This is a genomic window from Roseibium sp. TrichSKD4, assembly GCF_000148725.1.
Lineage (GTDB): Bacteria > Pseudomonadota > Alphaproteobacteria > Rhizobiales > Stappiaceae > Roseibium.
On the sequence record NZ_GL476310.1, the window covers coordinates 177,538 to 200,944 of the forward strand.

Sequence of the window (23,407 nt, forward strand, 5' to 3'; positions counted from 1 at the left end):
TCAGAGACACTTTTCAACTGATGCCCGAGATCGACTGATCTGTCGGGCGGTACTCTCGCGTTGGGGTGGAGAATGAGCGAGTTTTTGTTGGCAAATGAGCCAACCGTCCGATTGGCGGTATTTCTGGGTGTGCTTGTTCTGATGGCCATCTGGGAGGTTGCTGCTCCGCGCCGGCGTATTGAAATCCCACGGGTTATCCGCTGGACCAACAATCTCGGTGTTGTGATTGTCGACACCGTGCTTGTTCGATTGGTCTATCCAATTGCAGCCGTCGGATTGGCACTGCTCGCGCAGCAAAATGGATGGGGACTGTTCAATCTTGTTACGCTGCCCGGTTGGGTCGCAATTCTGGTCTCAATCATCTTGTTCGATTTGGCGATCTATCTGCAGCACGTTTTCTTTCACAAGGTGCCGTATCTCTGGCGCCTCCACCGGATGCATCACGCAGACACCGGCATTGATGTAACGACCGGGTTGCGGTTTCATCCGCTCGAAATCTTGATCTCGATGGCGATTAAATTCGCCGTCATTCTTGTCCTTGGACCTCCTGCCGTTGCAGTTCTCCTGTTTGAAGTCATTCTGAACGGAATGGCGATGTTCAACCATTCCAATATCAAGCTGCCATTCGCCCTTGATCGGGCTTTGCGGTTGATTGTGGTAACGCCTGACATGCACCGGGTGCATCACTCGATAGATCGCGTAGAAACCGATAGTAATTACGGTTTCAATCTGCCTTGGTGGGATCGCTTGTTCGGCACCTATATCGATCAGCCAGAAAAAGGGCATGATGGAATGACAATCGGGTTTGCTGGTTTCCGGACGCAACGTGATCATTGGCTTGATCGGATGCTTATCCAGCCCTTTAGCACGCCCTCAAAAAAAGACCCTAAGAGCATTGAGGCAGAGGCGAGCCCAGACGTTTAGGCCACAGCCTGTTCCGCGCGCCCAAGTCGGTTATAGCCTTTGGCCTTTTGATGGGAGCTGTCGTTTGTTTGACCGCTTCAATCAAGAGTGGGTTCCCTTGTAAATTTAACGCTTGAGATATGTTGCAGGCTCGGACGAAGCCGATATTGTGCCTTCGTAACGTTATTTGGTTTTAGAGTTGTTTGAGGGAGACAAACGGGGGGGCGGTTTTTGATCCCTTCGCATTGTTTTCCGTCCCGAATTTTAAATCTCCGAAAGTTGGCCTTTTTGAATGTCCCTTACCCATGATGCCATTGCAGCGCTTGCCCCGGACCAGGCATCTCTGAAAGCTGCCAACGGTATGACAAAGCCAAAAAAATGGCCGACGCGTGCACGGTCCGAGGCCGAGCCACTTGTCTGGGGGAGTGCCAAGGTTCGGGCGCAAATCCGTATCGCACGGTGTTTGACACTTCAAATCACGGCTATAAGTGCACTTGCCCATCGCGAAAGTTTCCGTGCAAGCATGTTCTTGCCCTGATGTGGATGTACGTTGATGATCCGGTGCCATTTCAGCCCGCTGAAACGCCTGACTGGGTTTCGGACTGGCTGGGGCGCAGGAGAACCACCGCATCCGCACCCAAATCGGCACCGCCGAATTCTGGCGAGGACAAGTCGCTTACAGCGGCCATGCGTACTGAACCTGAAAAGCCAAACGACCCGAAGGCAGAGGCGCGCAAAAAGGCAGCTGCGGAGAAGCGGGCACAGGAAACAGAGGCGGCTTTAAAAGGTGCGGCCGACGATCTTGAACAATGGATCGGCGACCAACTCCGCACCGGCCTATCAGCTTTTCTGGAAGACATGACAGATCGCTGTCGTGCGATTGCAGCGCGCCTCGTGGATGGTAAGGCTCAGGCGCTCGCAAGCCGTCTTGATGAATTGCCTGCACTTGCTCTTGCTTATCCCGGAGAAGAACGGATGCAATTGGTTGTGCGTGAGCTTGGAAAAATCGTGCTCTTGCTCGCCGCTTGGCGGCAAAGCCCGGCGGATCCCGAATTACGGCGGATGATCGCTACGTCAGAAACGCGAGACAGTCTCTTTGAAAATCCGAATGCGCAGAAGGTGACGTCGGTCTGGGAAGTGGTTGGCGAAGATATTTCAACCCGGCGGGACGGGATGGTCAGTCAGGCGACATGGCTCATGAACCTTCAATCGAGCGGGCCGCGCTTTGCTGTTCTCCTTGATTTCTTTCCGGCCAGTCTCGGAAAGCGCTCCAGCGCGGTTGTCATGGGAGAACAACTCCACGCGGAACTGGTCTTTTACCCCGCCAGCCATCCGCTTAGAGCTGTATTAGGAGAGCGGAAATCAGCACCGGACACACCCTTGCCATGGCCGGAAATCGAGCTGCAGAGTGATCCTCTGCAAAGCTTCTTGGAGATTCAAGATGTAGCGCCCTGGACCGGCGTGGCACCGGCGGTTTTGCCCGAGGGGCGGTATTGCAAGAATGGGCCGGAGACGTGGTGGCAGTCTGTTGATGGGCAAATTGCCTTGCCGGTCAAAAATGCTCCCGATCCGCATACCGCGGGATTTCAATTGCAATCCTCTTTCGGACTTTGGGACGGACTGCGTTTGACACTTCTGTGTGCTCGCACAAATTGGGGTAGGGTTCAGCTAAATGGTTGATCTAAGCCAGTTTGTGGAGCGCATTCAAAGTCGCTGGATGGTGGGCGGGTCTGCGCAAGAACAAGCGCCTGAGGCTTGGCGTTCGTTGGCGTCCCAAACAGATAATCCCGACCTTTCGCTATTGGCCTTGGTAGCACAAGCGGCGCAGGTGGGACTTCGGCCTGCACCTGCCAAGGATCTCCAGCCTTATCCATCGCTGCCCAAATTGGATTTGCCGCCAGTGTCGGACGCGCAGCGGGGTCTGTTTCGACGCATCTTCTTGCTGGTCAAACCGACCCGAGAGCAAAGTGATCTTTTACTCAGCTTTCTCGCTGCCCGCGGGTTTACGAGCCATCCGGCGGACTTCATGCCCGCCAATATGGAGAACCTTCCGGCCTGCTACGCTCCGTGGGAACAATGGAGTGAAAGGCAGGAGGCAGACCTAAGCGAGCTGTCGGCAACCAGTTGGGATGATTTCATGCCGTCGGAGCGGGTTCATGCTCTAAGGCAAATCAGGTTGAACAACCCGTCCGCGGCTCGCGACATGTTGGTGGAAAAAGCGGCAGAACTTCCAGCTGAACAAAGATTGCGCGCAGTTCAGGTTCTTGAAATCGGGCTTGGACCCAATGACGCACCCCATCTGAACAAGCTGCTGGAGACGGACCGCTCAGGAAAGGTCAAGGCCTTGGCGCAATCCTATCTGGCGAGACTGGGTTTGCAGCAGGACGAAGGTGACGCGGTCTCGGAACTTGCCGATTTTTTGGAGCTTGGCAAAAGCTGGATTATCCGGCGCAAGGTGACCGTTCGCCCGAAGAAACTGAAAACATCCGCCCAACACAAACGCCGGGCTGACCTGTTTGAAGCAGTCAGTTTGAATGGTTTGGCTACCGCGCTAGAACTTGCCCCGGACATCATCATTGCAGGATGGCAGTTTTCAAATCAGCGAGAGGACCGAGAGTTCTTCGACATGGTTGCTCGCACCGGTTCTGACGATGCTGTTCGGAGCCTGATGGACAGAATACTGGAAAGCGGTGAAGTGCAGCTCCACGTCATCGGGTCACTGCTTGACCGGCTGACGCCAGCGGACCGGTGGGCACGCCTGCCGGCAATCATGAAACAAGATGATGAATTGATGGAGGCCGTTCTGGCTTGCGCACGTCATCGCCTTGGAGACTTGAGCCTTGATGTCTTGTCAAAGTCTCTGCAGGTTAAATCGCTGATTGCCAAGATCAAGGAACAGGCTAAGAGCGACAAGGCCGGGGCTTATGATCATGTCCTGCGCCCCAGCCTTTTCATTCTGGGCCTTTTGGCAGACCCTCAAGCGGCTACAGCCTTGATCGACACATTTATTGAAGCGGGTTTGTCCCGCGCCGACGCGGCACTGCTTGTCTTGCAGTTTAACGCCGCTTTGCCCTCCGGAGATATCAAATGAGTGACACGTTGCGGCGTCCGGCCGAGATTACCTATGCAGCCGAAATCGAAGCCCTGAAAGCGGTCGATGATCACCCCAAGCCACAAGGTTGGGTTTTGTCTCCGCAATCGGTCATCACTTATGTGATGGGCGGCAAGGCTGGATCAGTTGAAATCAGTGCCAAATATGTCGGCAATCGGCGTTTGATTGAAACGGCTGTTGCAACACTGGCGACCGACCGGGCACTGCTTCTTCTCGGAGTTCCGGGAACTGCGAAATCCTGGGTGTCAGAACATTTGGCCGCTGCCATTTCTGGAAACTCGACATTGGTGATCCAGTGTACTGCCGGAACCGATGAAAATCAGGTGCGTTATGGCTGGAATTACGCCCAGCTTCTCGCTCATGGCCCGAGCCGGGAAGCCTTGGTGCCGACGCCTCTATTTCGGGCGATGGAAAGCGGAAAACTGTGCCGTCTGGAGGAACTGACTCGGATGGGCTCGGATGTGCAGGACACGCTGATAACTGTGCTTTCGGAAAAAATGCTGCCGATCCCGGAACTGAATGACGCGGTGTTTGCAAACCGGGGTTTCAATGTAATTGCAACGGCCAACGACCGAGACAAGGGCGTAAACGAGTTGTCTGCCGCCCTGAAACGCCGTTTCAATGTTGTGGTCCTGCCACTGCCTGACGACATGGACGAAGAGATTGCCATTGTGACAAAGCGGGTTGGAGAGATGGCAAATTCCCTGGATCTACCGGCTCCGAAAAACGTTGCAGAGGAAGTTACGCGATTGTTGTCGATCTTCCGCGAATTGCGGTCAGGCGAAACACTGGATGGCAAGACGACCTTGAAAAAGCCGTCCGGAAACCTTTCAACAGCAGAAGCGATCGCGGTCACGGTCGGCGGACTGAGCCATGCAGCTTACTTCAACAAAGGGACCCTTTCGGCATATAGCCTTGCGCCCAACGTCATTGGGGCTGTGTTGAAAGACCCGGTTCAGGACAAGGTGGTTCTTGAAGAATATCTGGAAACGGTCCTGAAAAAACGGCGCGACTATTCCGATTATTATCAGGCATTGACCGAGTTGGTTTAAGTGGCAGCTCCCGTCTCCTATTTCGGCATCAGGCATCACGGACCGGGCTCTGCCCGGCGTCTCGTAGAGGCTTTGGATGAGGTCAGGCCTCACGAGGTGCTGATTGAAGGCCCAGCTGATCTCAGCCACCTTTTGCCCATGTTGGCCAGTCCGCAAATAAAGCCTCCGGTCGCGCTTCTCGGCTATCCGGCAAATATGCCGGAAAAAACAGTGTTCTGGCCATTTGCAGAGTATTCGCCTGAATACCGGGCGGTCGTGTGGGCCGTTCAAAACTCAGTGCCTGTGCGGTTCATTGACTTGCCGGTTTACTGGCGGATTGAGCCTGACGCACAAGACCCCATTGAGCCGGAGGCGGGTGAGGGTGACCCCGCTGAAACGGAGGAACAACAGACGCTCGAACAGGAAGCCACAGACACGTCAGGGCAGAAGCACCAGGCCAATTCCTTGAGTGGCGATCCGATTGGCGTGTTGGCGGAACTAGCCGGCTATGAAGACGGAGAAAGTTGGTGGCAGGATGTCATTGAAGAAAATCCTGCTCCCGGCCCGGTGTTTGAAGCGGTTGAGCAGGCCATCACGGCTCTTCGCGCGCAAGAGTTCGAGCTTTCAGAACGCGAAGCCGCCCGAGAGGCCCATATGCGGCTTGAAATCAGAAAGACGGTCAAGGACACGGATGGTCCTGTCGCCGTCGTGTGCGGGGCATGGCATGTGCCAGCATTGAAGGCCAAACATGCGGCCAAGGACGACCGTGCTCTCTTGAAGGGCGCGCCAAAGCAAAAGATCTCTGCAACTTGGGCACCCTGGACCTCGCCGCGTTTGTCCTTCGCAAGCGGGTATGGGGCAGGGGTTGCTGCACCCGGCTGGAACCAGCACCTCTGGACGGCTGATGACGATACTAAGGTCACACGCTGGGTGGCTCGCATTGCGCGCGCCCTGCGGGGGCAGGGGCAAGTTGTTTCAACCGCCTCTCTAATTGAGGCAGAACGCCTTGCAACATCGCTGGCGTCCATTCGCAGGCGTCCGCAGCCCGGTTATGAGGAGTTGCGAGACGCCGCAGTCTCTTGTCTATGTTTTGGCAATGGTCTTATCTGGCAAACCATTGCAACCGAACTTCTGATTGGGTCTGAGACCGGAGAGATCCCCGATGATGTGCCAATGGCCCCGCTTCTGGAAGACCTTCAGCGTCAGCAGAAAAAAGCGAAGTTGAAGCCGGAGGCATTGGAGCGAGACCTCTCATTGGACCTGCGGTCTGATAGCGGACTGTTCCGCTCCACCTTATTGCATCGGTTAACAATTCTGTCGGTGCCATGGGGACGTCCGCTTGACCCCGGCAAAAGCCGTGGCACCTTCCGGGAACGGTGGATGCTGGCTTGGGAACCGGAATATGCGGTTGAGCTGGTTGAAAACCTGATCTATGGCGCAACCATCGAGCAAGCTGCAAGTGGACGGCTTCAGGCGAAACTCGAAGACTGCCGCGAGCTGGGGCCGCTGGCTGATCTCGTCTTCAATGCCATGACAGCGCAATTGCCGGAAGCAGCCGCGCGCGGTGTTCAGCTTTTGGGAGATCGGGCCGGTCAAACTTCTGATTGCAATGAACTTTTGTCCGCGCTTCCAGCTCTTGCTGATATTCTGCGTTATGGCGCAGCCCGGGAGCTGGATACTGTTCAGCTTGGTACCTTGTTTGAGCGAATTGCCACTCAAGGCGCGCTTGCTCTGCCCTATGCTGTGCGAGGTCTCGACACAGAAACATCCGAGGCCATGCGCGCCAAAATACAGGCTGTAAATAATGCAATTGGGCTGCTGGACGATCTGAAGGACTTGCAGCAGGCATGGCAAAACGCACTTCATGCAATCGTGGATGAAGCGCACGCAAATCGTTTGATTTCTGGTTTGGCCGCCCGGCTGCTCTACGAAGCAGATTTGATGACCTCGGACAATGCCGTAGATCTTCTGGCTCGCATGCTGTCTCCTGGAACGGAAACAAAAGATGCCGCAGCCTTTTTTGCCGGGTTCTTGGAAGGGGCGGGGCAGCGCCTTCTTTATGATGAGGGTTTACGCGCCTGCGTGGACGCTTGGCTCATCGGTCTGGAAGAAGATGCGTTTACCGAGCATCTCCCACTGTTTCGGCGCGTTTTTTCCCAGATGGACAAAAGTGAGCGTCGCCGCTTGATGGATGCACTGTTCGGATGAGTACAGAGTGGAGGTGTCCGGCTTGTTGCAGCTCCTGATGCCAAAGCGCGCTGGGTGGCCCATTTTGAAATCTTATCCGGCATTTTGACGGGAGAGCAGCATGGATGATCGCGGACGCCGTTGGCGGTTGGCTTTGGGTGGAGATGATGAGGCTTTGACAGGGCGGGATCAACGCCTGTCTGCGGCTCTGAGCGCGCTTTATAACGCTGACGATGAGCCGAGTGGAAAGGGTGGTAAATCCAAACGTGGCGGGCTCGGCAGTTCGTCTCCCAAAGTTGCCCGCTGGCTCGGTGATATTCGCGAGTTTTTCCCGTCCCCTGTTGTTCAGGTCGTACAGAAAGACGCGTTTGATCGCCTTGGGCTGCGGCAAATGCTGATGGAACCGGAATTTCTCGCGGTCATGGAGGCCGACGTCAATCTCGTCGCCGATCTGGTGTCGATGCGCGGTGTCATGCCGGAGAAGACCAAGGAAACAGCGCGCGAAGTCATCGCCAAAGTTGTGGCTGAATTGATGGAACGGCTGGAACGGCGGACAGCAGAGGCATTGCGCGGGGCGGTCGATAAATCCAAACGCACGTTTCGGCCACGTTTTGCTGACATTGATTGGCCGCGCACCATTCGAGCGAACCTTCATAACTATCAGGCAGATCACAAGACCATCGTTCCTGAAAAACTGATCGGCTTCATGCGTCGTCAGCGCCGGATAGTCGATCTGGATGAAGTGATCCTTTGCGTGGATCAATCTGGTTCGATGGCCTCGTCCGTTGTCTATGCCTCCATCTTCGCGGCGGTCATGGCCTCGCTTCCGGTGGTGGCAACCAAACTGGTGTGCTTCGATACAGCCATACTGGACCTCACTGACGATTTGGCCGATCCGGTTGAGGTCCTCTTCGGTGTTCAGCTTGGCGGTGGAACGGACATCAATCATGCTGTCGCCTATTGCGAAGACAAGATCGAGAAGCCGTCCAAATCGCATCTGCTCTTGATTACCGATCTTTATGAGGGCGGAAACGCGGAAGAACTTGTTGCCCGGATCGCGCGTTTACAAGGGCAAGGGGTGAACGTGATTGTCCTCCTGGCCCTGACCGATACAGGGAACCCTTTTTACAATCCCGCACTGTCTGCAACGGTCGCCGCGCTTGGCGTACCTGTCTTTGCTGCCACTCCAGATCAGTTTCCTGACCTCATGGCGTGTGCCTTGCGCCGCGAAGACATCCACCAATGGGCGGCCGGTCAGGACATCAAGACGATTAGACCGGACGAAGGTGCGTGATGTCAGCCACAAAGCTGATGGATCGGTGCAGGAGCTGAAATTATGCTTTGCTATTGGATTCTTCTATCAGGTCACGGCCCATTTGCTGGAAGAGGTCGAGGTAATCGAGAAGCACCCAGTTCTCCATGATCTTGCCGGACGCGCAGCGATAGAAATCCATAACGCGCAAGGTCAGCGATTTGCCGGAAGCCGGTTCTCCAAGATAGTCACCTTGGTGCGTCATGGTCATGGAGGGCCAACCGCTGACAGCGGCGAAATTCCCATTGCCTATCCGGCAATAGTGATCCCCGCCAACCCGGTCCGGAAATGCTGTCAGGAATGATGCCCTGTGATCCTTTTCAAACCCGCTCCAACGATAATTGGAGCCGATGCCTCCGGGTCCGTACCAGAGCATGTCATCATGCCAATACCCTTCGTCGCCAGTTTGCCCCTTTGAGGTGAAAGTCTCCGGGTCGAAGGCCTTTAGGTCCGCCAGCATGGCCTCGCAAAGGTCCAGTGTTTTCTCGCCGTCTGCTTGCTCGGCAGGTAAAACGCCATCATGGGTTGCTGGTCCTGGGAACAGCATCTCGGTTCCGAGCATTTGCGGAAGCGGAAAACGGCCTGTCTGGCGCATAAGGTCCAGCAAATCGAGTATGATCTTGGCTTCTGATATCTGACCATCCGGTTCGATGCGGTAGAATTCTCCCGCTCTCAAAAACACTAGGTGCCCGGATGGTTTGATCCCGAACAGTGGCACTTCAAAATTCCCGACGTAATGCGTGACGCTGGCAATCCAGTGGCCGCCCGGTTCGCGACGGTTCGGCCCGCCTATGAAAATCTCATCCCGCCGGCGAATGTGAGATAGGGCGCTTTGCAGTGGCTCAAAAAAGCCGCTCAAGACAGCGTCGCGACCAGAGAGGCGATTGACCGGACAGGCCACGTCAAAAACCACATCTTCTCGCAAGTGTCTGGAAATTAGATTCATTCTTTCACTTGGGTCAGCCGTCCGAAAGGAGTTCAGAAAGCTATGTGGTGCGAGGCGAAAGTCGGACATCAGATTGCCTGAGTAACATTGGTGGGACTGCCACTTGTAACAAATTTGCATTCGTATGCAAAATTATATTGCCAAACTGAAGTGACTATGCGTAGATTTGTTGCATAGGAATGCAAAACGCAGCTCGACTGACGGTTCTGGGAGGGGCGCGGTGGCTGAAATTCAGCTCAAAAACGTATCAAAGCGATGGGGAAGTTTTGTCGGTGTTGACGACTTTAACCTGACCATCGCTGACCGTGAGTTTCTCGTGCTTCTGGGGCCGTCCGGCTGTGGGAAGACCACGACCATGCGCATGATCGCAGGGTTGGAAGATGTCACAGATGGAGAGATCGTCATTGGCGAACAGGTCGTCAACGACCTTGATCCCAAGGATCGGGATATCGCGATGGTGTTCCAGTCCTACGGCCTTTATCCGAACATGAATGTTTATGAGAACATTCGCTTTCCGCTGAAGGTGCGCAAGGTCGATCCCGCGACCCACGATGAACGGGTCATGCGCGCAGCGGGTATGGTAGAGCTGGAAGAGTTCCTCCATCGAAAGCCTGCCGAACTTTCGGGCGGCCAGCGCCAACGTGTTGCGCTGGCGCGGGCGATCGTGCGCGAGCCGAATGTCTTCCTGATGGATGAACCTCTGTCGAACCTTGATGCGAAACTGCGTGTCTCGACAAGGGCCCAAATCAAGAACTTGCAGCACGAACTCAAGACCACCACCATTTATGTGACCCATGATCAGATCGAGGCAATGACCTTGGCAGATCGGGTTGTTGTTATGAAGAAGGGTCTGATCCAGCAGGTCGGCTCGCCTACGGAAATCTACGACAAGCCAGCCAACACGTTTGTTGCCGGATTTATTGGGTCGCCCGCCATGAACCTGATGGACGGGGTTCTGGAGGGCGGAACATTTTCCGCAGAAAACGTGAAAATATCCGGACTTGATGGCCCCGATGGTCCCGTCACGCTGGGATTCCGCGCTGAAGACGCTTCGGTCGCGACGGATCAAGAGTCGGGGGAAGTCGTTGCCCCGGTTTACACGATGGAGCTCCTTGGCGATGCAACGATGATCACGGTCAAGGCAGGCGGAGCCCTTGTGTCCGTGAAGGCGCACAAGGACTTTCGTATCGAAATTGATGACCAGGTGGAACTCAGCATTCCAGCGGGCATCTGTCACCTCTTCAATCACGAGACTGGGATGCGCATCGACGCTTAACCCGTCCGACCGGCAAAATTGCCAAACATCCAGAGACGCGCCATGTGCGCACGGAACACCAGGGAGACCTGATCTAATGTTGAAAAAACTGCTTCTCGCCGGCGCAATGTCGCTGGCAGCCAGCACGGCCTATGCAAACTGCGGCATCGAGGAAGGCCGCATCAGCATCATCGGCAATGAGTTTCCGGCCATTCAAACTGTTGGAGCAGGGGCGCTTGCCTGCGGCTCTGAAACGGTCGAGGCGAAGTCAAACCTGACGGCCGATCACCAGAAGCTCAATGTAGCGGGCATGAGTGGAAATCCGGCGGAATACACCACCGCGATTATTGCGAATTCCTCCATCGTTGCGCTGATGAATGAAGACGTAATTCGTCCGCTGGATGATTTGGTCGCAAAGCATGGCGGTGATCTGAAAAAGACCCAGTTGATCACCATCAACGGCAAGATCATGGCGGTCGCCTTCATGGCCAATGCCCAGCATTTGGTTTACCGGAAGGACGTGCTGGACGAAGCGGGTGTCGAGCCGCCAAAGACCTATGAAGGAATGCTCGAAGCAGCCAAGGTGATCCGTGAAAAGGGTCTGATGGACAACCCGGTCGGCGGTGCATATGCCGCAGGTTGGAACCTTGCCCAGGAATTCAACAACATGTTCCTTGGCTACGGTGGTCAGCATTTCAAGGCTGGGTCCGCAGAGCCGAACGTGAACACACCGGAAGGTGTGAAGGCGCTTGAGATGATGAAAGCGCTCAGTGCCTATATGAACCCGGACTTCCTGACACACGATTCCAACGCCACCAATGCGGAATATCGTGCGGGCAATGTTGCTCTGATGAATATGTGGGGGTCGAGGGCCGCCACGCTGACATCTGCTGAAGGGGTGCCGCAAGAAGTCGTTGATGGATTTGCAATCGCCGGTCCAATGACCGTCGGCGGAGGCTCAACACCGGCCACGACCTTGTGGTGGGATGGCTGGACCGTTGCAAAGAACATCAGCGATGCGGAAGCCGAGGCAACGTTCGTTGCAATGAAAAAGGCGATCGACCCGTCAATCCTGAAGGATTCGGAAGTTGCGCAACAGGCAGTTTGGCTGATCGATGGCTATGAGCCGACCGATAAGGCTGTAGGTGTCTTTGAGGCCGCAAAAGCAGGCTCCATACCTTATCCAATGCTGCCTTACATGGGCCTGATGCACACCGCGCTGGGCAATGAGCTGGCTGACTTCATGCAAGGCAAGGAAAGCGCCGAGCAGGCCCTGAAGGACGTGGAAGCAGCCTACACGGCCGCGGCCAAGGAAAAAGGTTTCCTCTAATACCCACCAACTGGCGGCGCGTTGCCCGAACGCGCCGCTTTTTTCTTCAATGGTCAGGGGAGCGTCATGAAGCACCGGACATTTTTCTGGTTCTTCCTGCCAACCGGACTGGCGATGCTGATCTTTATCGCAGCGCCCATTGTCTCGGTTGTCATGCAGTCCTTATTCGTTCCGCATGAAGCGGTCTTGGTCGAGACGGAAAACTGTGGCCCGTTTGGCTGCACTACAGCCGTCGCCGTTGATCAGGACGCAACGGAACAATTGCGCGCAGAGCAGCCGCTTGGGCGGTTCGCTGGACTGGAGATCTACCTTGATCGGGGCCATCTGGCCTTTGGTGAAATCGCAGAAGCCTGGTTGATCACGACCTCACTTGGTGAGTTCTTTTCAGAACTTGGGGATCTGCCCTTTTATCGGGCGCTGAGTTTCACACTGACATACACTTTTGTCGTTACTCCCCTTCTCATCGCATTGGGTTTCGCGATCGCGCTGGCGGTCAATTCCCTTACGCAGAAGATCAAGGGATTTGTGATCTTCTTCTCTCTGCTGCCAATGATCGTCACTCCGCTTGTCGGGTCCCTGATCCTTTTCTGGATGATTGACAGCCGAGGCGTGCTGGGAACCTTGATCCAGTATCTGGCGGATGACCAGACCCTGTCGCTCAAAGCATCAACCAGTTTGATGTGGTGCGCCTTGATCATTTACGGCATCTGGAGCAGCGCGCCCTTTGCGTTCGTGGTCTTCTATGCTGGCTTGCAAACCGTGCCGCAGGACACACTGGAAAGCGCCCGCATTGATGGGGCAACCCGTTGGCAGCAAGTGCGCTATGTGGTGCTTCCGCATCTGATGCCGTTGGTGACATTTGTGGCCCTGATCCAGCTGATGGATAACTTCCGCGTCTTTGAGCCAATCGTCGGCTTCAATGCGTCGGCACACGCGCAATCTCTCTCGTGGATCATCTTCAATGATTTGGGAGGAGAAACCCGCCAGCTTTCCGCGGCCGCGACAACTTCGGTCCTGACAATCATCGGTGTTGCCATCTTGCTGTCCCCGGTTTTGGTCCGGACATGGCGCGACTTCAAAGGAAAGGCTTGATCATGGCTTCAGCAGCGCAACGCCGTCCGACCGTTCTGGTTGTTGTCTCCACCGCCTTTCTTGTTCTCTGGCTTTTGGCAGCGGCCTTTCCGTTTCTGTGGACGGCCTGGGGCTCCTTTAAGGTCGAGCTGGACTTCTTTTCCATCTCCAACTGGACCAACGCTCTTACGGGCGAAGCGACCGAAAACACTTACAGACGCCCGTTTACAGGGGCAGGCTATGAAGGTGCTTGGGTTCAGGAGGAGTTCTGGCGGGCGGCGCTGAACACCGCCGTCGTCTGCTTCTTTGTGGTCTGCACATCGCTGACGATTGGCACACTTGGCGGGTATGCGCTCAGCCGCTCCAACCACAACTATGTTTTTTGGCTGCTGATCGCTGCTTTGATTTTCCGCGCCATGCCGCCGATTACATTGGTTTCCGGCTATCTGCCGCCGTTCTTTCAATGGAACCTGTGGGGCTATCTGCCGACGGCCATCATCGTGCTCGTCGCCATCAATCAGCCGTTCACGCTTTGGATGCTGCATTCCTTCTTTCAAAAGATCCCGAAAGACCTGGATGAAAGTGCGCGTGTTGATGGTTGCACGCAGTTTGAAGCGTTCCGTTTTGTAATTATTCCGGTCATGTGGCCGGGCGTCATCACCACCGGTCTGTTCAGCTTCTTGCTGGCCTACAATGACTTTGCAGTGACGGCGATGCTGCTGAACGAAAACAACCGGACAATGGTACCAAAGATCGCAGCGTTTCTCGGGACGACCTACACGGAGGGCAACGTGATGTTCGCGGTTGCCGCCTCCGTTTCCGCCGTCATCCCGCTTTTCTTGCTTGTGATGGTGTTCCAACGCCAGATCGTGTCCGGCCTGACAGCGGGGGCGGTAAAAGGATGAGTGGCGCACGCCCTGAACAAGCGGTTCTCAGCCGTGATACCGATCTGTCGAAGACAGACGAAACGCGCCGCGTCATCGAAGACATGGTGGACGGCCTCAACGATCATCGAATTGCCGATATCGGCGAGTTCTTTGCGGAAGGATTCCGCTGGATGGGGAATTTTGGTTGTGGCACCAAGACGGGTCTGACGGAATTTCAGGACAATTGGCAAAAGCCGTTTCAGGCTGCCTTTTCCGATAAGGTGTGTGTTGATGAAGCTCGTCTCTATATGGGCGAATGGGCCGCTGCTTTTGGTCGTCAGGAAGCCATTCACTCCGGCGAATTCATGGGGCTTGCGCCGACTGGGAGAAAAATTGAAATCCGCTACATGGATTTCTGGAAGGTCGTGGATGGAAAGATCGTCGATAACTGGGTGATGGTCGACTTTCCGCACGTGTTAGCCCAACTCGGCAAAGATGTTTTCAGCGGCGAAGGCTGGGAAGCTTTTGACCGGGGAGAGAAACAGCCGCCAGGCCCAACCGGCACAAGACACCAACAGCTGTAACGATCATGGTCTTGGAGACAAAACAGCTCATATCTGCATACGTATGCGATAGTTAAGGGATGAAGGGCGGTTCACCGCTGAAGGGAAGTAACTATGGCGATAGAGTATCTGAAACGCGGAAAGCCGGAGGCCGAACGGTCTGAAGATGACGCAAAGGTGCGCTCCATTGTTGAAGGCACCTTAAAAGAGATCGAAACTCGTGGCGATGCGGCTGTGCGTGAGTTGTCCGAGAAATTCGACAACTACTCTCCCACATCTTTCAAATTGTCACCGTCAGACATAGAGGCGTTGATGAACCAGGTCTCCACGCGGGACATGGAAGATATCAAGTTTGCGCAGGAACAGGTGCGCAAATTCGCTGAAGCCCAGCGCGCATCGATGACGGATATCGAAGTGGAAACGATGCCGGGGGTGATCCTTGGGCATAAGAACATTCCGGTTCAATCCGTTGGGTGCTACGTGCCGGGCGGCAAATTCCCGATGGTGGCCTCGGCTCATATGTCGGTTGCAACAGCATCAGTGGCTGAAGTGCCGCGCATCATAGCCGCAACCCCGCCCTTTAAGGGCGCACCAAATCCGGCAGTCATTGCGGCCATGCATTTGGGCGGTGCGCACGAAATCTATGTCCTTGGTGGGATTCAGGCCGTTGGGGCCATGGCGTTGGGCACGGAGACCATTGATCCGGTGCATATGTTGGTTGGGCCGGGCAATGCCTTTGTTGCCGAGGCCAAGCGCCAATTATTTGGCAAGGTCGGCATCGATCTTTTTGCAGGCCCGACCGAGACCATGGTGATTGCCGACGAGACGGTGGATGCAGAACTCTGCGCGACTGATCTGTTAGGGCAGGCAGAGCATGGCTATAACTCACCGGCTGTCCTCGTTACCAATTCTCATAAGCTCGCCATTGAAACCCTCGCCGAAATTGAACGGCTTTTGAAAATCTTGCCGACCGCAGAAACTGCCGGAAAGTCGTGGGAGGATTATGGTGAGGTTATCCTCTGCGATACCTATGACGAAATGCTGGCAGTTGCCGATGACATTGCTTCCGAGCATGTACAGGTGATGACGGATCGGGACGACTGGTTCCTCGACAACATGACCTGCTACGGCGCGCTTTTCTTAGGACCGCGGACGAATGTCGCCAATGGTGACAAGGTTATTGGAACCAACCACACCCTGCCGACGAAGAAAGCAGGACGCTACACCGGCGGTCTCTGGGTGGGCAAGTTTCTGAAAACGCATTCCTATCAAAAAGTGCTGACTGACGAGGCTGCAGCCGAAATCGGCGCTTATTGCTCACGACTTTGCATGCTTGAGGGCTTCGTCGGGCATGCAGAACAGGCAAACGTCCGCGTGCGCCGCTATGGCGGTCGCAATGTCACTTACGGAGAAGGGGCAGACTGAGACATGGGGCGGCATACGGATCACAAAAAGCTACTTGCCCCATTAAGGTCGGCGATGGCGGATTTTGATGAAGCGTCCGTAAGACGGGCGCTGGCTGATCTGTGCGCTTCGGACGTTGTCGTGCGCTTATGTCACCCGTTTGGGGAGCTGACCGGTCCGCAGGCGTTTTACGACCGTGCCTATAAAGAGCTTTTTAGCGCGATACCGGATTTGGAACGACGCGACACGATTGTGATGGCCGGTCCAACAGCTGAAGGGAACGACTGGGTCGGATGCTGTGGCGTGTACACCGGCTCATTTGTAAACCCGTGGTTGGACATCCCCGCCACGGGCCATCAAGTCGCCATGCGTTTCCACGAGTTCTATCGGTTTGATAAAGGCACGGTTGTCGAAATTCAGGTCATCTGGGACATTCCCGAAGTCATGATACAGGCGGGTTGCTGGCCCATGGCCCCAAGTCTTGGGCGCGAGTGGCAAGTGCCCGGACCAGCAACACAGGATGGGCTTGTGCCCGGACCTTACGATGAAGCGGCAGGCCGGGCATCCTGCCAAACCATCATCGACATGCTGGAGCACATGAAACGGCACCCGTCGCAAGGCGGACCCGAGGTGATGGAGATGCCAAGGTTCTGGCATCCGCGCATGAGCTGGTATGGACCTGCAGGCATTGGGACCGCGCGCGGTATCAAGGGCTTCCGGAATTGGCACCAAATTCCGTTTTTGGCTGCGATGCCGGACCGGGGACAATATGCAGATCAAGTGACCTATCATTTCTTTGGGGACCGGAACTACGCAGCCGTAACCGGTTGGCCAAACATGATCCAAACCGTCACACATGACGGATGGCTCGGCATTGCGCCCTCAGGTCAAAAGATCTCTCTGTGCAGTCTTGACTTTTGGAGATTGGAAGACGGCCTCATCCGGGAAAACTGGGTGATGGTGGACCTTCTCGACGTTTATCGACAATTGGGCGTTGACGTTTTCCGCCGACTTCGGGAATTCAACAAGGCCCGCCCGGGCTTTGATCCTCAAACCGGAGTCGCCTTGTCATGATCGATCTTCCCTCCACCCCAAGTTTTTCCCTCAAAGGCAAAAAGGTACTGGTCGCTGGAGCGTCCTCTGGCATCGGTCTGGCCTGCGCATCAGCCCTAGCAGAAGCTGGCGGCGATGTCGTTCTGGCAGCCCGTCGGGCAGACAAACTGTCGGACGCAGTCAGCGCTATGACCGCAAAGGGCTGGACTGCGTCCGCGCTTCAGTTGGATATTGTGGATGTCGAGGCAGTTCAGGCGGCAGTCGCTGAACATGGTCCCTTTGATGTTCTTGTAAACAGCGCTGGTCTTGCCCGTCACTCTCCGGCAGTTGAAACGACGCTGGAAGACTATGATGCCGTTATGGCGATCAATGTGCGCGGAGCTTATTTTCTGGCGCAGGCGGTCGCTAAGGGTCTTATGGAAGCAGGCAAGCCCGGTTCGCTGATTACGATTTCGTCGCAAATGGCTCATGTTGGCGGCATCGACAGGGCGGTTTACTGCGCGTCCAAATTTGCCGTTGAGGGCTTCACAAAAGCCATGGCCCTGGAATTTGGGCCCAAAAAGATCCGCATCAACACCATCTGCCCGACATTTATCAGAACACCGCTCACTGAACCTACCTTTGAAAATCCGGAGCGGGTCAAATGGATTGAGGAAAAGATCAAGCTGGGCCGCACAGGTGTCGTCGAGGATATCATGGGCTCGGTGCTCTATCTTGCCAGTGATGCCTCGTCTCTTGTTACAGGTACATCGTTGCTGGTGGACGGCGGCTGGACGGCAGACTGATGGGCGCTGAGAAGGTCACCTCAATAGATGTTGCAAAACGGGCGGGTGTCAGCCAGTCAGCCGTCAGCCGTGTTTTTACGCCCGGAGCCTCCGTTTCTCCGAAAATGGCTGAAAAGGTCCTCAAGGCGGCAGAAGAGCTGGGCTATCGTCCCAACGTGCTAGCTCGGTCTTTGATCACAGGTCGATCCCGGATCATTGGCTTGGTTGTCGCCTATCTGGAAAACCAGTTTTATCCCGATGCGCTTGAAAAGCTCTCCAACGCTCTTCAGGCCCACGGCTATCACATTCTCGTTTTCATGGTGTCCAACGATGATGCCTCGGTCGACAAGGTAATGGACGAACTGCTCGATTATCAGGTCGATGGCATCATCACTGCATCCGTTGGAATGTCCAATGCACTTACATCCAGGTGTTCCGCAGCTGGTGTGCCTGTTGTCCTCTTTAACCGGGGGCAGGATGACGACCGCCTTAGTCAGGTGACCTCCGACAATTTCGAAGGGGGGCGAAAGATTGCCGAGTTTCTGGCAGCCGGTGGCCATCGCCGTATTGCGCACATCGCAGGCTGGTCAGGATCATCGACCGGACGAGATCGTGAAGCCGGGTTTCGGCAGGGACTGAAAGAAGCTGGACTGGAATTGATTGCTTCCATTGATGGCATGTACACACGCGAAACAGCTGCTGCTGCAACACGGCAACTGTCTCAAAATGATGTGAAACCGGATGCAATCTTCGTCGGCAATGACTATATGGCATTTGCCGTCATGGATGTGTTGCGGTTTGAATTAAAGCTCGACGTCCCCGGTGATGTCTCCGTTGTCGGCTATGACGATGTGCCTCTGGCCTCCTGGCCAGCCTATGACCTTACAACCTTGCGCCAACCCTCCAATCGCATGGTGGAAGCCACCGTCTCAACCCTGCTCGGTTGGATTGAGGAAGGCAGCAAGGACGTCCAGAAAATCAAGATCGAAGGGCCGCTGATGATCCGCGGCTCAGCGCGTGTACCTGAAGGATGGCCTGATGAAAGGCTTTGACAGCCGTTGGAAGGATTTCCCGGATTACATCTTGGGGATCACTAGGGAGATTTGGGAAGATCGCAAGATTGCAACCCTTCATCACTACTATTCGGATGACATCATTGTTCGATCGCCGGGGTCGATCGTCACCGGAAATAAAGGTGTCATCGGCGCAACAATGGCAACCCTTGCCGAGTTCCCGGATCGTCAGTTGTTGGGCGAGGATGTGATTTGGTCCGGCACGCCGGAAGAAGGTATGCTCTCATCTCATCGGATTATCTCCACTGCGACCCATACTGGAGACGGTGTGTATGGCGCCGCAAGCGGGACAAAACTTCGCTACCGGATCATTGCGGACTGCCACGCGATCAACAACCAGATCAACGATGAGTGGTTGATCCGCGATCAGGGGGCGATTGTCCGCCAGATGGGGTGGGGTCCACATGCCTACGCAAGAGATCTGATCGAGCGGGAAGGCGGCGCCGAGGCGTGTGTCAAACCATTTACACCATCTGACGACAAGTCGGGGCCTTACACCGGTAAGGGCAATGACAATGAGTGGGGCGCCCGACATACAGACATTCTGACCCGTATGATGGGCGCGGACATGGCTGTGATCGAGAGCGAGTATGACCGGGCCTGCCAGCTGGCTTATCCGGGCGGACAAAGCGGTGTGTCCTTTGACGATGCAGACCGGTTCTGGATGGGGCTCCGCGCAAGTTTCCCGTCTGCGAAATTTACAGTCCATCATCAGATTGGCCGTGATGACCCGATGATGGCTCCGCGCTCTGCGGTTCGCTGGTCCTTGCATGGCACCCATGATGGCTGGGGGGCTTTTGGCAAGCCGACAGGTGCTGAGGTTTATGTCATGGGCGCGTCCCATGCCGAGTTTGGCCCATGGGGCTTGCGGCGCGAATACACCCTTTTTGATGAAACCGCGATCTGGAAACAGATTGCCTTGAAAACCGGCTGACTGCTGCCCAATCAGGACGAAACTGATGACCCCAGATGAGATGGAAACCCGCATTGTTCGCTATGGCGACTTGAAGCCGTGCCGGACCGCCTTCATCGATGCCCATACACCCGGCTCCGATCAAAAGGAAAACTTCACGATCATCGGAGGCGGGGTGTCTGAAAGTCCGGACCAGCATGTCCATATCAAGGAAACTCCAGGCTTCAATATCGGCGCGGCAGGTCAACCTCCCAAATGCCGAAACTCGCTTCACTCCCACCGCACGGCAGAAGTTTTCTTTGTATTGAAAGGACGCTGGCGCTTTTTCTGGGGGCGCTGGGGAACAGCTGGTGAAGTTGTTCTGGAAGAAGGCGATATTTTCAACATCCCGACAGGCATTTTCCGCGGGTTTGAAAACATCGGAACCGATTACGGAATGATCATGGCGATCCTCGGCGGTGATGATGCAGGCGGCGGGGTCATTTGGGCGCCGCAAGTCATCGAAGACGCCAAGGATCATGGACTTGTTCTTGGCGAAAACGGCGTTCTCTATGACACCAAGCAGGGTCAAAACCTCCCGGACAATGTGAAGCCCATGGCTTTGCTCAATAACGAAGAGCTGAAGGCATATCCGGAACCGGGAAATGCAGATGTCGTTCCAGGCTACGTTGCACGCTACTGGGACATGATGGCGTTGGCGGCCAAAGAGCCGTGTCGGGTGATTGGCGAAACTGCGCTCTTGAAGGACAGGCCGGGATTTGAAGTCGAGTTCCTGACGCGCGGGTCCATTCCCGAGACGCCTTACAGTCGCAATGCCCATGAAATCCTGATGATCATGCGCGGCCACTGGAAGCTCACTTGGTCCGGCGGCGAAAAGGTCCTCGCACCGGGTGATACCTGTGCAGTGCCTCCAGGATTAGAGCACTGTCTGATGCCATCTATGAGCGGCGAGGCAAGCCTATATCGTGTGATGAACACGAATGATCCTGCCGGAGAGACCTGGCTCGGATAAGTTTGCAAATTGCACTGTCCCGGTTGAAGCCCGGGCCATCTCCAGATACCGGAAGTACACCCGGCACGGGGAACGAGGAGGGGGAAAAGATGCCAAAACTGGATGTGACTCATGTCGGGTCCTTGCCACGAACTCAGAAGGTCGTCGACTTCATCTTTGCGCGAGAACAGCGCGAAGAGTATGACCGGTCCACTTTCGATGACGCTATGGCTGAGGCCGTTTCTGAAACCGTGCGCAAGCAGGTTGAGGCAGGTGTCAGTATCGTGAGCGATGGCGAGACCTCCAAGATCTCCTATGCAACCTATGTGAAGGATCGCTACACCGGTTTTTCAGGCGATAGTCCGCGCAACGCGCCTCAAGATCTCAAGCTCTACCCAAGCTTCTTGACGCGCATTGCCGAAAGTGGCGGAACGCCCCAATACGCACGGCCAATGTGCACAGGCGAAGTGAAGTCCAAGGGGCAAGGCGAGCTGCAAAAAGACATCGCCAATTTGAAAGCAGCGATGAAGGAGCACGGTGTGGAGCGCGGCTTCATGAACGCCGCGTCTCCCGGTGTGATTTCACTTTTCCTGCAAAACGACTACTACCCGACCCGCGAGGCCTACTTGCAGGCACTAGCAGATGTCATGAAGGCTGAATACGAGACGATTGTCGCCAGTGGTCTTGACCTTCAACTCGATTGCCCGGATTTGGCCCTGTCTCGCCACATGCTCTTCACAGACCTGTCCGACGAAGAGTTCGTCAAGATCGCTGCCAGTCACGTGGAAGCGCTCAATCATGCGCTGTCCCATATCGATCCTGCCAAGGTGCGGATCCACATCTGTTGGGGCAACTATGAAGGCCCACATGTCTGCGATATCTCGATGGACAAGGTGTTCTCGACCTTGATGTCAGCACGCGCCAATTATGTGTTGTTTGAGACATCCAACCCGCGCCACGCTCATGAATGGACAGTCTTCCGGGATCGGAAATCGGAAATTCCAGAGGACAAGATTCTCGTGCCGGGGGTCGTCGATACGACAACGAACTTTGTGGAGCATCCCGAAGTCGTCGCCCAACGATTGGAACGGTTCCTTCCCATTTTCGGCGCGGATCGGGTGGTGGCCGGATCAGACTGCGGCTTTGGAACCTTTGCCGGCTTTGGTGCGGTCGACCCTGAAATTGCCTTTGCCAAGCTCAAGGCGCTCTCTGATGGGGCGGAGCTTGCTGGAGCGCGCGTGTGACCTCACTCGTTCTCTTGCCGGGTATGATGTGCGATGCGCGCCTTTTTGGACCGCAAATCAAGGCCCTGTCTGGCCGACTACCCATGCATTTGGCCCCGATAACAGGCGAGGAAATAATTGAGGCGCTGGCGGCCAGTGTGCTCGACCACGCTCCAAGGCGTTTTTCACTTGTCGGATTGTCCATGGGCGGAATTGTCGCCATGGAAGTGATCCGGCAGGCCCCGGATCGGGTGGATAGATTAGCGCTTCTGGACACAAATCCGCGAGCGGAACTGGATGAGGTCAAACAGCGCCGTGAGCCGCAGATTGAAAAGGTTAGAGCCGGTTATTTGCGCGAAGTGATGCGCGACGAACTCAAACCAAATTATCTGGCGAATGGGCCAAAACGGCAGGAAGTGCTCGATCTGTGCATGGATATGGCGCTTGATCTCGGACCTGAGGTTTTCGAGCGCCAGTCCCGTGCATTGCAAACGCGCCCCGATCAACAGGACGCGCTGAAGAGTGTCAGCGTTCCAACCCTTGTTTTGATGGGGGAAGAGGACCGCCTATGCCCGCGCGACCGGCATGAGTTGATGCAGCGTCTCATTCCAAACGCACGCCTCGAGATCGTAAGTGGCGCTGGCCATTTGCCGACCCTTGAACGGCCAGACACAGTCAACAATGCCTTTAAAACATGGCTGGAGCTATCATGACTGACGACGTGTTCGCACTCTTGAGATCGGTCGACACTCCGACCGTCTGCAACGCCATTGAAGTTGCTGAAGGGGGACGAGGGTTCAACCGTTTTACCCGCAGCACAATGCTGGCGTCTGCGCCCAATGCCGGAGCAATGGTTGGCTACGCAAGAACAGCAAAAATTTCAGCCTTGGCCCCGCCGACAGAGCCTGCGGAAGTCATCCGGGCGCGGCGGATGGATTACTATCGCTATATGTCTGAAGGACCGCGTCCGGCCTTGGCGGTCGTCGAAGACGCAGATTACCCAAATGCCATCGGCGCGTATTGGGGTGAAATCAATACAACGGTGCACAAAGGACTTGGTCTGTTTGGCGCCTTGACCAACGGTGTCATGCGGGACTTGGGTGATTTGCCTGACGGCTTTCCCGTTGTGGCCGGTTCCGTTGGCCCAAGTCACGGTTTTGTTCACATCAAGGAAATAGATAAACCTGTGAAGATATTTGGCCTTGATATCCGCCCGGGAGAATTGGTGCATGCGGACCGTCACGGAGCTCTGGTCATTCCGCAGGCGGTGGTGCCTATTCTTGCGGATGCGATCCGCAAGCTTCTTAAGACCGAGCAGATTATTCTGGAGCCGGCACGGCAGTCTGATTTTTCATTCGAGAAATTCGAAGCTGCATGGGCCGCTTTTGAAAAGGCACGCACCTAACTTTA

The 23,407-nt window shown here is 55.4% G+C and carries 22 protein-coding genes; 21 read left to right on the top strand and 1 reads right to left on the bottom strand.

Going from position 1 to position 23,407, the window contains the following annotated elements; all coding sequences use genetic code 11:
* The first annotated feature begins 72 nt into the window (after positions 1-72).
* From TRICHSKD4_RS06580 to TRICHSKD4_RS06605, 7 genes are all read left to right on the top strand, one after another.
* Positions 73-924, top strand: a complete 852-nt coding sequence (locus tag TRICHSKD4_RS06580; RefSeq protein WP_040616448.1) for a sterol desaturase family protein — start codon at positions 73-75, stop codon at positions 922-924.
* 271 nt (positions 925-1,195) lie between these two features.
* The gene (locus tag TRICHSKD4_RS31615; protein WP_009466701.1) at positions 1,196-1,441 is read left to right on the top strand and encodes a hypothetical protein; all 246 of its coding nucleotides are present in this window, start codon (positions 1,196-1,198) and stop codon (positions 1,439-1,441) included.
* Positions 1,363-2,583 carry an SWIM zinc finger family protein gene (locus tag TRICHSKD4_RS06585; RefSeq protein WP_247642795.1) on the top strand — a complete coding sequence of 407 codons (1,221 nt, stop codon included), beginning with the start codon at positions 1,363-1,365 and terminating at the stop codon, positions 2,581-2,583. Before TRICHSKD4_RS31615 ends, TRICHSKD4_RS06585 begins: the two co-directional genes overlap by 79 nt.
* Positions 2,576-3,994, top strand: coding sequence for a DUF5691 domain-containing protein (locus TRICHSKD4_RS06590; RefSeq protein ID WP_009466703.1), 1,419 nt, complete (start codon positions 2,576-2,578; stop codon positions 3,992-3,994). Before TRICHSKD4_RS06585 ends, TRICHSKD4_RS06590 begins: the two co-directional genes overlap by 8 nt.
* Complete coding sequence (locus TRICHSKD4_RS06595) at positions 3,991-5,067, top strand: AAA family ATPase (protein WP_009466704.1); 1,077 nt, start codon at positions 3,991-3,993, stop codon at positions 5,065-5,067. The genes TRICHSKD4_RS06590 and TRICHSKD4_RS06595 overlap by 4 nt, the downstream gene beginning before the upstream one ends.
* On the top strand, positions 5,068-7,254 hold the full coding sequence (locus TRICHSKD4_RS06600; RefSeq protein ID WP_009466705.1) for a DUF5682 family protein: 2,187 nt from the start codon (positions 5,068-5,070) through the stop codon (positions 7,252-7,254).
* Between the two features lie 100 nt (positions 7,255-7,354).
* Complete coding sequence (locus tag TRICHSKD4_RS06605; protein ID WP_009466706.1) at positions 7,355-8,527, top strand: VWA domain-containing protein; 1,173 nt, start codon at positions 7,355-7,357, stop codon at positions 8,525-8,527.
* Between the two features lie 40 nt (positions 8,528-8,567).
* On the opposite strand, the gene TRICHSKD4_RS06610 is transcribed toward TRICHSKD4_RS06605, so the two are convergent.
* Positions 8,568-9,491: an ester cyclase gene (locus TRICHSKD4_RS06610; protein ID WP_009466707.1), complete on the bottom strand. Its 924-nt coding sequence runs from the start codon at positions 9,489-9,491 to the stop codon at positions 8,568-8,570.
* Between the two features lie 220 nt (positions 9,492-9,711).
* On the opposite strand from TRICHSKD4_RS06610, the gene TRICHSKD4_RS06615 reads away from it, so the two are divergent.
* The 14 genes from TRICHSKD4_RS06615 (at position 9,712) to TRICHSKD4_RS06680 (ending at position 23,402) form a co-directional block, all read left to right on the top strand.
* Entirely contained in the window at positions 9,712-10,767 is a 1,056-nt protein-coding gene (locus TRICHSKD4_RS06615; protein WP_009466708.1) for an ABC transporter ATP-binding protein, read from the top strand.
* 76 nt (positions 10,768-10,843) lie between these two features.
* Positions 10,844-12,076: an extracellular solute-binding protein gene (locus TRICHSKD4_RS06620; protein WP_009466709.1), complete on the top strand. Its 1,233-nt coding sequence runs from the start codon at positions 10,844-10,846 to the stop codon at positions 12,074-12,076.
* 66 nt (positions 12,077-12,142) lie between these two features.
* Positions 12,143-13,168, top strand: coding sequence for a carbohydrate ABC transporter permease (locus tag TRICHSKD4_RS06625; RefSeq protein WP_009466710.1), 1,026 nt, complete (start codon positions 12,143-12,145; stop codon positions 13,166-13,168).
* Between the two features lie 2 nt (positions 13,169-13,170).
* Positions 13,171-14,052, top strand: coding sequence for a carbohydrate ABC transporter permease (locus TRICHSKD4_RS06630; protein ID WP_009466711.1), 882 nt, complete (start codon positions 13,171-13,173; stop codon positions 14,050-14,052).
* Positions 14,049-14,597, top strand: coding sequence for an ester cyclase (locus tag TRICHSKD4_RS06635; protein WP_009466712.1), 549 nt, complete (start codon positions 14,049-14,051; stop codon positions 14,595-14,597). The genes TRICHSKD4_RS06630 and TRICHSKD4_RS06635 overlap by 4 nt, the downstream gene beginning before the upstream one ends.
* A gap of 93 nt (positions 14,598-14,690) precedes the next feature.
* The gene (gene hisD / locus TRICHSKD4_RS06640) at positions 14,691-16,001 is read left to right on the top strand and encodes a histidinol dehydrogenase (RefSeq protein ID WP_009466713.1); all 1,311 of its coding nucleotides are present in this window, start codon (positions 14,691-14,693) and stop codon (positions 15,999-16,001) included.
* A 3-nt stretch (positions 16,002-16,004) separates the two neighbouring features.
* On the top strand, positions 16,005-17,054 hold the full coding sequence (locus tag TRICHSKD4_RS06645; protein WP_040616450.1) for an ester cyclase: 1,050 nt from the start codon (positions 16,005-16,007) through the stop codon (positions 17,052-17,054).
* On the top strand, positions 17,051-17,818 hold the full coding sequence (locus TRICHSKD4_RS06650) for an SDR family NAD(P)-dependent oxidoreductase (RefSeq protein WP_009466715.1): 768 nt from the start codon (positions 17,051-17,053) through the stop codon (positions 17,816-17,818). Before TRICHSKD4_RS06645 ends, TRICHSKD4_RS06650 begins: the two co-directional genes overlap by 4 nt.
* Positions 17,818-18,849, top strand: coding sequence for a LacI family DNA-binding transcriptional regulator (locus tag TRICHSKD4_RS06655; RefSeq protein WP_009466716.1), 1,032 nt, complete (start codon positions 17,818-17,820; stop codon positions 18,847-18,849). The genes TRICHSKD4_RS06650 and TRICHSKD4_RS06655 overlap by 1 nt, the downstream gene beginning before the upstream one ends.
* Entirely contained in the window at positions 18,836-19,804 is a 969-nt protein-coding gene (locus TRICHSKD4_RS06660; protein ID WP_009466717.1) for an ester cyclase, read from the top strand. Before TRICHSKD4_RS06655 ends, TRICHSKD4_RS06660 begins: the two co-directional genes overlap by 14 nt.
* Before the next feature lie 25 nt (positions 19,805-19,829).
* Complete coding sequence (locus TRICHSKD4_RS06665; protein ID WP_009466718.1) at positions 19,830-20,795, top strand: cupin domain-containing protein; 966 nt, start codon at positions 19,830-19,832, stop codon at positions 20,793-20,795.
* A gap of 89 nt (positions 20,796-20,884) precedes the next feature.
* Positions 20,885-22,018 (top strand): cobalamin-independent methionine synthase II family protein, encoded by a 1,134-nt coding sequence (locus TRICHSKD4_RS06670; RefSeq protein ID WP_009466719.1) that lies wholly within the window; start codon positions 20,885-20,887, stop codon positions 22,016-22,018.
* Positions 22,015-22,710, top strand: coding sequence for an alpha/beta fold hydrolase (locus TRICHSKD4_RS06675; protein WP_009466720.1), 696 nt, complete (start codon positions 22,015-22,017; stop codon positions 22,708-22,710). The genes TRICHSKD4_RS06670 and TRICHSKD4_RS06675 overlap by 4 nt, the downstream gene beginning before the upstream one ends.
* Positions 22,707-23,402, top strand: coding sequence for an RraA family protein (locus TRICHSKD4_RS06680; RefSeq protein WP_009466721.1), 696 nt, complete (start codon positions 22,707-22,709; stop codon positions 23,400-23,402). The genes TRICHSKD4_RS06675 and TRICHSKD4_RS06680 overlap by 4 nt, the downstream gene beginning before the upstream one ends.
* The last annotated feature ends 5 nt before the right edge of the window (positions 23,403-23,407 follow it).